At 65.5% G+C, this 10,526-nt stretch carries 9 protein-coding genes; 5 read left to right on the forward strand and 4 right to left on the reverse strand.

Features of this window, described 5'->3' with window-relative positions; genetic code table 11:
• From GH737_RS09870 to GH737_RS09880, 3 genes are all read right to left on the reverse strand, one after another.
• Positions 1 to 643 (reverse strand): M20/M25/M40 family metallo-hydrolase (locus GH737_RS09870; RefSeq protein WP_155264658.1); only part of this gene is annotated, 643 nt, incomplete at its 3' end.
• Between the two features lie 67 nt (positions 644 to 710).
• Positions 711 to 2,483 carry a TIR domain-containing protein gene (locus GH737_RS09875; protein WP_155264659.1) on the reverse strand — a complete coding sequence of 591 codons (1,773 nt, stop codon included), beginning with the start codon at positions 2,481 to 2,483 and terminating at the stop codon, positions 711 to 713.
• Positions 2,476 to 4,245 carry a TIR domain-containing protein gene (locus tag GH737_RS09880; protein WP_155264660.1) on the reverse strand — a complete coding sequence of 590 codons (1,770 nt, stop codon included), beginning with the start codon at positions 4,243 to 4,245 and terminating at the stop codon, positions 2,476 to 2,478. Before GH737_RS09880 ends, GH737_RS09875 begins: the two co-directional genes overlap by 8 nt.
• A gap of 179 nt (positions 4,246 to 4,424) precedes the next feature.
• On the opposite strand from GH737_RS09880, the gene GH737_RS09885 reads away from it, so the two are divergent.
• On the forward strand, positions 4,425 to 4,577 hold the full coding sequence (locus GH737_RS09885) for a hypothetical protein (protein ID WP_155264661.1): 153 nt from the start codon (positions 4,425 to 4,427) through the stop codon (positions 4,575 to 4,577).
• Here GH737_RS09885 and GH737_RS09890 read toward each other — a convergent pair.
• Complete coding sequence (locus tag GH737_RS09890) at positions 4,565 to 5,035, reverse strand: RNA pyrophosphohydrolase (protein WP_155264662.1); 471 nt, start codon at positions 5,033 to 5,035, stop codon at positions 4,565 to 4,567. The genes GH737_RS09885 and GH737_RS09890 overlap by 13 nt on opposite strands.
• 72 nt (positions 5,036 to 5,107) lie before the next feature.
• Here GH737_RS09890 and GH737_RS15805 point away from each other — a divergent pair, with 72 nt between their 5' ends.
• The 4 genes from GH737_RS15805 (at position 5,108) to GH737_RS09910 (ending at position 10,382) form a co-directional block, all read left to right on the forward strand.
• On the forward strand, positions 5,108 to 6,094 hold the full coding sequence (locus GH737_RS15805; RefSeq protein WP_230558747.1) for a transferrin-binding protein-like solute binding protein: 987 nt from the start codon (positions 5,108 to 5,110) through the stop codon (positions 6,092 to 6,094).
• Positions 6,095 to 6,199: 105 nt separating this feature from the next.
• Positions 6,200 to 8,092, forward strand: coding sequence for a 2-oxoacid:acceptor oxidoreductase subunit alpha (locus GH737_RS09900; RefSeq protein WP_155264663.1), 1,893 nt, complete (start codon positions 6,200 to 6,202; stop codon positions 8,090 to 8,092).
• Between the two features lie 237 nt (positions 8,093 to 8,329).
• Positions 8,330 to 9,349 (forward strand): 2-oxoacid:ferredoxin oxidoreductase subunit beta, encoded by a 1,020-nt coding sequence (locus GH737_RS09905; protein ID WP_155264664.1) that lies wholly within the window; start codon positions 8,330 to 8,332, stop codon positions 9,347 to 9,349.
• 94 nt (positions 9,350 to 9,443) lie between these two features.
• Positions 9,444 to 10,382: a metal-dependent hydrolase gene (locus GH737_RS09910; protein ID WP_275401958.1), complete on the forward strand. Its 939-nt coding sequence runs from the start codon at positions 9,444 to 9,446 to the stop codon at positions 10,380 to 10,382.
• Positions 10,383 to 10,526: the final 144 nt, after the last annotated feature.

Below are 10,526 nucleotides of genomic sequence, written 5' to 3' on the forward strand. Positions count from 1 at the left end.
GGCCGCGCACGACGATCGCGAAATTGCCGCTGCCCGGCCGCGCTCCCGCGAGCGTGCCGTCCGGCAGGGCCGCCGGTTCATACGTCAGCGCCGCGCTTTTGCCTTGTGCCGCCTGCGCGAGCAGCGCCGCCGATCCGAGCGAGCCAACTTCCTCGTCGCTGTTGATCACGACCTCGTAGCCGATGCGGTCCGGGGCAGGGCTCCGTTCCACCGCCTTCAACGCCGCGAGCATGACCGCAAGGCCGCCCTTCATGTCGGCGACGCCGGGGCCGTTGAGCACTCCGTCCTCGAGCCAGCGCGTCTGCTGGAACGCGTGATCGACGCCGAACACCGTATCCATGTGACCGGTGAGGAGCAGTTGCACCGGCGCCGTCGGCCGAACGGTCAGGTGGAGATGGCGTCCGTGCTTGATCTGCACCGTCCTGCCGTCCGCGCCGACCGCTTCCACGGACTGCGGCTGTACGAGCCGGAGCACGCCGGGCAGCGCGGCGAAGGCGTCGGCGAGCAAGTCCGCCATCCGCTCTAGCCCGGAAAGGTTGCGCGAACCGCTGTTGACCGCCGCCCAGGCGAGCACCTGGTCGAGCATCGGCTCGGCGGCGGCGCGCTCGGCCGCGTCACGTTCGCTGGACGACAAGTGCCCCATTGGGCCGCTCCTAGCCAAGCCCCTTCAGGAAGGCCACACCGCTTCAGTAGCGATCGGAACGGCGTCTCTATTCCGCGGCTTCGGCCATCCCCAGCCGCTGCTTTGCAGAAGCGAGCATGTCCTGAAACCTCGGATCGTTCCGGATCGAGTCCAGATCGGGATCGGCTTCGACGTGGCGGATTTCGGTCGTGCTGCTCGTGCATTCGAAATACGGGCGCAAGGCGTCGAGTGCCCCCTCGGGATCGTTCAGGTCGTGGGCGAGGGCGCAGGCGATATTGTACCGACCGAGCAGGTTATCGGGATCGAGGAGAAGGGCGCGGCGGGCCCAGTCTCGCGCGCGCTCATGCTCGCCCAGGACTGCGAGCGCTCCCGAGCCCATCGCCAGTGCCGAGCAATTGGTCGGGTTGTTCGCGATCACCGCCTCGAGCCGGGTCACCGCCGTTTTCGCCGCGCTCCGTGCTTTCGCCTGATCTTCGATTGCGCTGTAGCAGGTGATGAGCATGGCCGCGTTTCGCCAGTCGGTGTCCATCAGCGAAGCGGCCTTTTCGAAAAACGGGATCGATTCGCGGATATGCCCCGAGCGGAAGAGGATTCGCGCCGCCTCGCGGTTCGCTTCCCACGATTCAGGTTCGAGCTTCAACGCACTCCGGACTTGCTGTTCCGCCTCCTGTGCGCGTCCATCTTCCTCGAGGTAACGGGCCTTGATGCAATGCGCTTCGGGCAGATCGGGATTGATCTCCAACGCGCGCTCCGCGGCCGGAAGTCCGTTTTCGTCGAGGCCGTGGACGAAGCGCAGTTCGAGCTGGGCGAGGCCCAGCAGCGCCCAGGCCTGCGCATATCCAGGGTCGAGTTCGACCGCCTGCTTGCAGAAGCGGACGATGGCCTTGTCGCGGCTGAGCTCGCCGTACGAACCCTGGATCCACTGCTGCCGCGCCATCAGGTAGAGGTTGTAGGCTTCGACGTTCGAGGTTCCGCGCCTCTCGATCGCCTTCTTCTCGGTGGGCAGCAGCTTCACCTTGAGCGCATCGACGATCGCTTTCGAAATCTCGTCCTGGATCGCGAAAATGTCGTCGAGGTCGCGGTCGAACCGGTCGGCCCACAAATGCTTGCCGGTCGACCCGTCGATCAGCTGGGCGTTGATCCTGATGCGATTTCCCGCCTTGCGGACGCTGCCCTCGAGCACGTGCGTGACGCTCAGTTGCTTCGCGACCTCCTCGACATTCGGGTTCTGGCCCTTGAAACTGAACGCGGTGTTGCGGGCGACGACCTCGAGCGCGGAGATCTTGGACAGGTCGGTGGTGATGTCCTCGCTGATCCCGTCGCTGAAATATTCCTGCTCGGGCTCGCCGCTCATGTTCACGAACGGAAGCACGCAGATCGACGCGCGCACCGCCTGTGCCCGGGGAGCAGAAGGTTCCGGGGAAGAGGCGTCTTCGCCCGGTCCGCGGACCAGCGCGGCGACGCTGCCCTCGAGCTTGCGCCAGCCCGCCGAGCCCGTGTCTCCGCCCCAGCCGCTGAGGTCGGCGCACTGAATCTGGTTGAACGGCATCGGCGGCAACGCGCCGTCGAGCTTCGCCTGGACCAATGTCCCGGCCTCGCGCGCGCTGTCGGCCTCCGCTCGGACCCAATGAGACTTCGCCGATTCGCCCGACCACAGGACGACGACCGCCTTGGCGGACTTGAGCCGTTCCTCGATCACGTCCGAATAAGCGCGGTGCGCCGGAAGCTCGTCGTCGCGCCACACGCTGAAGCCCTGCTCGCGCAGCAGCTCCGCGATTCGATGCGCCTCGTCCTCGCTCGGGCGAGCGTAGGAAATGAAGACGTCGCGCGTGTCAGGCATTGGCGGCGGCTTCGCCCATTCCCAGCCGCTGCCTCGCGGAGGCGACCATCTCCCTGAACCGCGGGTGGTCGCGGACAGGGTCCATATCGGGGTCGATCTCCGGGTGATGAATGTTCCCGGGGCTCTCCACGCGATCGAAATATTCCTGCAGCAGGTCCAGCGCGCCGTCGAGATCGGCGTCGCGGAAGGTCAGCGCGCAGGCGGCATTGTACCGCACCAGCAAATTGTCGGGGTCGAGCAGAAGCGCTCGCTCGACCCACTCCTTGCCGCGCTCCACCTCGCCCACAATGATCAGGGAGCTTGCCCCGGCCGAGAGCGCGGCGCCGTTGGTCGGATCTTTCGCGAGCGCCTTTTCGGCGCGTTCGAGAGTCCGCCGGGCCGCGTTCATCATCGCCTCGCTCTCGCCGGTCTCGAGATAGCAGGTCTGCAGCATCAGGCAGCTGTGGAAATCGGTGTCGAGGAGCTGCGAGGCTTTCTCGAAGTAGCGGATCGCATCCGGCATCCTGTCGCGGCGGAACATGATCCGCGCCGCCTCGCGGTTCACTTCCCACGATTCCGGGCCCAGCCGAAGCGCCTGCGCCAGTTCCTTGTCCGCTTCCTCGCTGCGCCCCTGCTGCTCGAGGTAGCGCACCTTGACGCAATGTGGCTCGGCAAGCCGCGGGTTGATTTCCAGTGCCCGCTCGGCGGCCGGCAGCGGGTCCTGGTCCTTGCCGTGCCAGTAGAGCAGCTCCGCCTGTGCCAGCGCCATCAACGTCCAGGCTTCCGCATACTCCGGATCGAGCGTGATCGCCTGCTTGCAGATGCGCATGATCGCCTCGTCGCGGCGCTCGTTGCCCCAGGTTCCCCAGATCCACTGCTGGCGGCCCATCAGATAGAGGTTGTAGGCCTGCGGGTTCTGGGTCCCGCGCTTGTCGATCGCCTGCTCCTCCGACGGCATCAGCTTGAGCCGAAGCGCGCGAACGATTTCCTTCGAAATCTCGTCCTGGATCTCGAAAATGTCGTCGAGGTCGCGGTCGTAGCGGTCGGCCCAGACGTGATCGCCCTCGGCACCGTCGATCAGCTGCGCTGTGATCCGGACGCGGTTGCCGGCCTTCCGAACGCTGCCTTCTAGGACATAGGTCACGCCGAGCGTCTTCGCGACGTCCTTCACGTCGACCGTCTGACCCTTGAAGGTGAAGGCGGTGTTGCGCGCGATGACGGAGAGCGCGGAGACCTTCGACAAATCGGTGATGATGTCCTCGGAAATGCCGTCGCTGAAATATTCCTGTTCGGGGTCGCCGCTCATGTTGATGAACGGAAGGACGCAAACGGACTCGCGCTTCTGCTTCTTCGCGGGCTTGGCGGCGGGCGTGGCGCTGTCGGGCTGCGCAGCCGCGCCGCAAGTGCGCTCAACCGCCTCGAGCAACTCGCCGATCGCCTTCGGCTTTCCCGACCCGTCCCAGGCGCCGAGGTCGATCGTCTGGAACTGGCGGAAGCCGAGCGGCGGCTTGGCCGAGCCGAGCGAAACCGGCACCAGCCGTCCGGAATCACGGCCCTCGCCGGCTTCGTCCTGCACCCAGGCGGAATCGATCGACTGCGGCGACCAGATTACCACCACCGCTTCGGCGTCCTTCAGCGCGCGATCGATTTCCGAGGCGAAGCGCGATCCGCCGTGGAGGTGCCGGTCCCACCACACGTCGTGGCCCGCTTCGGAGATGCAGCTCGCCAGACTCCTGGCGGCTTCGACATCGTCGCGCGCGTAACTGAGGAATATCCGGGCCAATCATTCTCCCCCGAAGGCCACGACACTCTGCGCCGAAGCAAGTTAACCTGCAAGCACAGCGGCAAGCGTAAACGCCCCTATACCTCGCGAATTGCATCGAATCCGCCGGTCGACTCCGGTCAGTCCCCGTTGAAGTCCTCGTGTATCACTACTATAATACACTTGAAGGAGTCATGCCGATGTTCGAGAATCCAGTCGCCAAACGAAGCGCGATTGCAGCCGCGATCGGTGCTGTCGTAGCCATCCCGCTTCCCTTCGTGGGGCCGATCCTCGGCGCGATCGTGGGCGGCGGAATCGGCTATTTCACCGCAGACCGGCGTCAGCGCAGATAGTCGCCGAAGACGTCGAGCAGGCGACCGTATAGCTCGCGCTTGAACGGCACGATGAGGTCGGGAAGCCGCGCCGGATCGACCCACTTCCAGGCGCGGAACTCGGGGTGGGCCGTGGCGATGTCGATGTCGCTGTCGCGTCCCAGGAATCGCGCCAGGAACCAGTCCTGCTCCTGCCCGAGCCACTTGCCGCCCCACAGCCGCGGCCGCCATTCCTCCGGCAGCTCGTAGCGCAGGCGCTCCGGGCAGCAGGCGATCCGCTCGACAACACTCGGCGGGATCCCGGTCTCTTCCTCGAGCTCGCGAAGCGCGGTCGCCCAAGGCTCCTCGCCCTCGTCGATCCCGCCCTGCGGCATCTGCCACGCGTCGTCCGGATTATCGATCCGCGCCCCGACGAACACCTTCCCTTCGCTATTGAGCAGCATCACGCCGACCCCGCGGCGGTAAAGTCGATCAATCATGAATTCTCCATCACCGCAGCGCGCGCAGACCTCGCCATCAGGAAATCATCGGAAAATCGTCGGCTCTACGTCATGGCGTTCGTAGCACCACAGCAGCACTTTCGAGGCCCCAACACGGAAGGACCGGGTCACATGTCAATCCATTCAAGTCAAAGTGGGTTACTCGCCGGAGCTGCCGCAATCCTGGCCCTAAGTGCCTGCGGGGGTGGGGGTGGCGTGCAGTCGACTCCCCCGCCGCAGATCACTCCGACGCCAACGCCAACGCCAACGCCGACACCGACACCGGTCGCGGTGGACATCCTTGCTTCTCCGGCCACGCAGCAATTTGCTTCGCTGACCTCTGCGGGCGCGGGAGGCGACCTGCTGATCCGCTACGATTCCACATCAGGAGTTTATGAGATTCAGGTCGCTGGCGCTGATTGGCAGTCGCTGCGGCCGAGCAGCACCTACCACAGCGTTCCCGAGCATTATTTTTCATTTGGGCCGACGGGCGACGATCAGAACTTTTTCCAGGTCATCGCCACAGCCGACGACCCGGCGCCGAACGATTACAAATATTCGAGCCTCGTCGTCTGGGGAAAGGGCGTCGGAGCCTATTGGGACGAATTGAACTTCACCGCCTTTGGCGTGGCCACGAGTGCGGCCTCCATGCCCATTACCGGTAGCGCGACGTACAACGGCCAGATTCTTGGCGACACTGACATCTTCGAGCATGATTACCTCATCGGCACGGACGTCGCCGCGACGATCCACGGCAGCCTTTCGATGAATTTCAATTTCGGCGCCGGCACGTTGTCGGGATCGATGAACCCCATCCTGGAAACCTTTTCCGGGTCCACCAACCTTGGCACGTTGTCGTTCGTCGACACGGTCTATTCGACCGGCAGCAGGGCCTTCTCGGGCAGGTTCGACACGACCGCCAGCGGGCCGAATTCCTTCGACGGGCGGTTCACTGGCCCGGCAGCGGAGGAGCTGATCGGACGATGGGCATTCCCCTTCATCTATTCCGGCGACGGAGCCGCGCATTCGGCGAAAGGAGCCTGGATAGCCAAGCAGTGAGCTGGAGGACGGCAACGCAGCAAAGACAAGAAAGGTGGCGAAAGAGGTGACTGGGGCTTAAAGAGGTGGCGACCCGAAACATCTGCGTTTGCAAGGACTCGCGCCGTGGCCACCGCCACCCATCTCCTCACCGAAAAGGAAGCCACCGCCCGCCCGGCCCTCGAAGCGGTCGTCGTTCGCTTTGCCGGCGACAGCGGAGACGGCATGCAGCTGACCGGCGGCCAGTTCACGCTGTCGACCGCGCTCGCCGGCAACGACCTTGCGACTTTCCCGGACTTCCCGGCTGAAATCCGCGCGCCGCAGGGCACGACCTTCGGGGTCTCCGCCTTTCAGATCAACTTCGGCTCGGCGGCGATCGACACCGCCGGCGACCAGCCCGACGTGCTGATCGCGATGAACCCCGCCGCGCTAAAGGTGAACGCCGAAGCGCTGCGCGAAGGCGGCCTCATCATCGCCGACGAGGGCGAGTTCACGGCGCGAAACCTCGCCAAGGCCGGTTACGGCGTGAGCCCGTTCGAGGATGGAAGCCTCAACAGGTGGCAGGTCGTCCACTTCAACATCTCGCAGCTCACGCTCGACGCGGTGAAGCCGTTTGGCCTCGGCAACAAGGAGGCGCTGCGCTGCAAGAACATGTGGACGCTGGGCCTCGCGCTGTGGATGTTCGACCGCGATCGCGCGCCCATCATTGACTGGCTCAAGACCAAGTTCGCCAAGGCGCCGGAGCTCGCCGAAGCCAATATCGCCGCGCTCAACGCCGGCCACGCCTATGGCGAGACGGCCGAAATGGGCGCGCCGTTCAAACAGCACCATATCGCGCCCGCGCCGGCAGAGCCGGGGCTTTACCGCACCGTCACCGGCGCCGAGGCGCTGGCGCTCGGCCTGGTCGCCGGTTGCCAGCTGGCCGGGCTCAACATGTTCTTCGGTTCCTACCCGATCACACCGGCAAGCCCGCTGCTCCACCATCTCGCGCGTTTGAAGGAGTTCGGGATCACGACCTTTCAGGCGGAGGACGAGATCGCCGCGGTCTGTGCCGCGATCGGCGCGAGTTACGCCGGCCAGCTCGGGATCACCTCCTCGTCCGGTCCGGGGATCGCGCTCAAGATGGAAGCGGTCGGCCTTGGCGTCATGACCGAGCTCCCGCTGGTCGTCGTCAACTCGCAGCGCGGCGGCCCGTCGACCGGACTTCCGACCAAGACCGAGCAGTCCGACCTGTACCAGGCCGTCTATGGCCGCAACGGCGATGCGCAGGTGCCGGTGATCGCCGCCCGCTCGCCGTCCGACGCGTTCGACTGCGCGATCGAGGCGTGCCGCATCGCCACCCGCTACATGACTCCCGTGATCCTGCTGACCGACGGTTATATCGCCAACGCGGCCGAGCCGTGGCGCGTGCCGGACATGAGCGCATACCAGCCGTTCCCCGTCAGCTTTTTCGAAACGCCGCCGGCGGAAGGCGAGGGCGTGATGCCCTATGCTCGCAACGACGATCTCGCGCGGCCGTGGATTCGGCCGGGGACGCCCGGGCTCGAGCACCGCATCGGCGGCATCGAGAAGGCGCCCGGCACCGGCAACATCGATTACTCGCCCGCCGTCCACCAGGAGATGACCAACATCCGCATCGGCAAGGTGCACGGGGTCGCGAATTCCCTCCCCGACCAGGAGGTGTGCATCGGCCGCGAAGGCGCCCGGCTGGCGGTGGTCGGCTGGGGCTCGACCTTCGGGCCGATCCACCAGGCGGTACGGCGCGCGCTTGCGAAAGGGCAGGACGTCGCCCACGTCCACGTCCGGCACATCTGGCCGATGCCCAAAAATATGTCTGTCCTATTGAAGGGCTTCGAACATATCCTCGTGCCCGAGATGAACATGGGCCAGTTCAAGACCGTGCTCCGCGACCAGTTTCTGGTCGACGCCAGGTCGCTGACGAAAGTGTCGGGCCATCCGTTCCGCATTGCGGAAGTCGAGGCGGCGATCGACGCCGCGCTCTCCGGACCGAGCCGATGAATCGTCGCCGTCACTGCGAACATTCGCGAAGATTGGCGGTTCCTGTTCCCCGGCGAAGGCCGGGGTCCAGGAGCGCGGAGCGCTTCATTACCTTCGAGCGCTGCTGGCCACGCTGCTGCGCAGCGTCCTGGGCCCCGGCCTTCGCCGGGGAACGGCAATGAAGCAGCTCAACGTCTTCCCGCTGGCGATCATGCTCATCGTCGTCGTACTGCTCGTGATTTACCTGAGGCCGCACTGATGAACGACATCACTCCGATCGCCACCACCACCGCGAAGGACTGGGCATCCGACCAGGAGGTCCGCTGGTGCCCCGGGTGCGGCGACTATGCGGTTCTGAAAGCCGTGCAGCGGACCATGCCGGACCTCGGCGTCGCGCGCGAGAAGACGGTGTTCATCAGCGGCATCGGCTGCTCGAGCCGCTTCCCTTATTACATGGCGAGCTACGGCTTCCACACCATCCACGGCCGCGCCGCGGCGATCGCCACCGGCGTCAAGCTCGCCAATCCGGGGCTCGATGTGTGGATCATCACCGGCGACGGCGACGCGCTGTCGATCGGCGGCAACCACACGATGCACGTGCTGCGCCGCAACCTCGACTGCCAGATCTTGCTGTTCAACAACGAAATCTACGGCCTGACCAAAGGCCAATATTCGCCGACCAGCCGCGTCGGTACGCGCTCGCCGTCGACGCCCTTCGGATCGGTCGACCGCCCCGTCACCCCTTGCGCCTTCGCGCTCGGCTCGGGCGCGCGCTTCATCGCGCGGGGCATCGACGTCCACAAGAATCTGCCTGAGGTGCTCAAGGCCGCGCACGCGCACAAGGGCGCCAGCTTCGTCGAGATCTTCCAGAATTGCATCGTCTACAATGACGACGTGTTCGCGAGCTTCACCGAGAAACAAGCCGCGGCCGAGAAGCAGCTATGGCTCCAGCCGGGCGAGAAGATGCTGTTCGCTGGCGGCACCAAAGGCATCGCCCTCGACCGCGAGCGGCTCGCGCTCAAGGTCGTCGCCGGCGACGATCCCGAGGTGCTGATCCACGACCCGGCCAACCGGTCGCTTGCTGCGATGCTGATCCTGATGCCCGTCGAAGGCTATCCGATCGCGCTCGGCGTCATCTACGAGAACCCCGCGCCGACCTACGAAAGCGTCGTGGTCGAGCAGAACAAGGCCGCCGCATCCGGCAAAACTCCCGACCTCCAGGCGCTCGTCGCCAAGGGTCAGACCTGGCAGGTCGAAAAGGAACCGCACCGGATTTGATGCGGTTTCGTCATTGCGAGGAGCAAAATAGCGACAAGCAATCCAGCCGCGGCAATGGATTGCGTTGCCTCGCTCGCAATGACGGGGGTTCACGATAGACAACCTCACCCATAGCCTCGTTGCGGCGGTGATGGGGCGCATGGGCCTCAAGCGCCTGAGCCCGCGGGCGATGCCGGCGATGATCCTCGCGGCCAACCTTCCCGACATCGACAGCTTCGTCGCGGGCGCCGTCGGGTGCGAGCCGATCGCAGCCCATCGGGGCATCACCCATGGGCTGCTTGGGACGCCGCTGATGGCATTGTTGGCAGTCGCAATCATTTGTATTTGGGAAAGGTTCCGCTCTGGCAAGGAAGGTCCGCTAAAGCTCGGCGGCCTCCTCCTCGCCTGCTATCTCGCGGCGCTCAGCCATCCTATGCTCGACCTCACGAACACCTACGGAACGCGGGTGCTCGAGCCCTTTTCGCACCGCTGGTTCTACGCCGACACGCTGTTCATCATGGACCCGTGGATCTGGATCGCACTCATTCTCGGCCTCGAAATGTCGTGGCGGGCGCAGCGGCTCGGCAGGGACTGGCAGCGCCCGGCTGCCTGGGCGTTCACTGCCGTGTTGCTCTACATCGGGCTCAACGCCGCCATATCCGCTCGCGCCGTGGCGCTGACGCGGCCGCTCGTCGAGCGCGTCGCGACGCCGCGCATGATCGTGGCGGGCGAGGTCCCGCTGGTCTTCTGGAAGCGAAGGGTGATCTGGCGCGGCGACGAGGTCGGGGGCACCGGCACTTACAATCCGCTTGCCGGTCTCAACCACGCCTCGCTGGACCCGTGGATCGTGCCGCTGCGACTTGGCGACCCGAGGCTCGCCGCCGCGGCGAAGCGCGACGCCCACGTCCGCGCCTTTCTCTATTGGTCGCGCATGCCGATGGTTCACGTCCAGGACCGGCGCGCCTGGCTGACCGACCAGCGCTTCTTCGATCCCGATCGCGAAGGCGGCGGCAATTTCTTCATCCGCCTCGACAATCCGGGACCGAGTTCATAACTCTGCCGTCATGAGCACGCGCGGCGAGCATCTGGTGCGCGCGGATCGGCGGTTCGCCACCGGCGGCGGCCTGGTTGCGCGCCTCAGCGCCCCCGCGATCACGCGGGTGCTCGACCAGATCGACCGGCGGCTCGAATGCGGCGG

The sequence above is a fragment of the Sphingomonas segetis genome (assembly GCF_009720245.1).
GTDB lineage: Bacteria > Pseudomonadota > Alphaproteobacteria > Sphingomonadales > Sphingomonadaceae > Sphingomicrobium > Sphingomicrobium segetis.

Bases quoted from the DNA above. Each gene is read 5' to 3' on its own strand.
- GH737_RS09905 (WP_155264664.1), top strand. From the start codon at position 8,330: ATGAACGACATCACTCCGATCGCCACCACCACCGCGAAGGACTGGGCA.
- GH737_RS15805 (WP_230558747.1), top strand. From the start codon at position 5,108: ATGGCGTTCGTAGCACCACAGCAGCACTTTCGAGGCCCCAACACGGAA.
- GH737_RS09875 (WP_155264659.1), bottom strand. From the start codon at position 2,483: ATGCCTGACACGCGCGACGTCTTCATTTCCTACGCTCGCCCGAGCGAG.
- GH737_RS09885 (WP_155264661.1), top strand. From the start codon at position 4,425: ATGTTCGAGAATCCAGTCGCCAAACGAAGCGCGATTGCAGCCGCGATC.
- GH737_RS09890 (WP_155264662.1), bottom strand. From the start codon at position 5,035: ATGATTGATCGACTTTACCGCCGCGGGGTCGGCGTGATGCTGCTCAAT.